Origin of the sequence: Brenneria populi, from assembly GCF_036016195.1 — a bacterium.
GTDB classification, from domain to species: Bacteria; Pseudomonadota; Gammaproteobacteria; order Enterobacterales; family Enterobacteriaceae; genus Brenneria; species Brenneria populi.
In genome coordinates this window covers 1-487 of record NZ_JAYWTM010000070.1, presented here as the reverse complement: position 1 = coordinate 487, position 487 = coordinate 1, and the positions used below count along the sequence as shown (strand labels likewise).

General features: G+C 67.8%; 1 protein-coding gene. It reads right to left on the bottom strand.

The window, feature by feature from the left end; genetic code table 11:
• Positions 1 to 487, bottom strand: a 487-nt coding sequence (locus tag VSX58_RS22435; RefSeq protein WP_327619986.1) for a type VI secretion system Vgr family protein, incomplete at both ends; no start/stop codon positions are given.

The following is a 487-nucleotide window of genomic DNA, read 5'->3' as shown; positions in this document are numbered from 1 at the left end:
CCGCATTCAGCGCCGTCTGTCCCACATTCTCCGCCCCGTCCGCCTGCGCCGCTTGCGCCGCTCCCGACAGGCTCTTCGCGATGGACAGCGCCTGCTCCAGTTGGGCGACCGCCGCTTCCATATCCAGCGCCGCGCCCTGCGCCTGCGACTGCGCGTCCGCGCTGATAAACAGTCCGCTCCCCGCCCGTATCGCCCCCCACTGGTCGGTGCGCAGCTCAAACCCCTCGCCGCGCGCCTGGCGGCTACTGTCCACCAAGTGCCCCAGGTTCAGCTGCGTCTTCCCGCCGTACTCCGTACTGAGCTTGATATGCTCTTTCCCGCGCTCGTCCTCCATGCGCAGCTTGTTGTTCGCCGGCGTGCGCATCACGTTGCGCTTGTTGTTCTCCTGCGTCACCAGGTCCCCGTGGCGCGAGTCGTGCAGCGCATAGGCGATATACGGCCGGTCCGGGTTGCCCTGCTCGAACGCTATCGCCACTTCCGTCCCCGC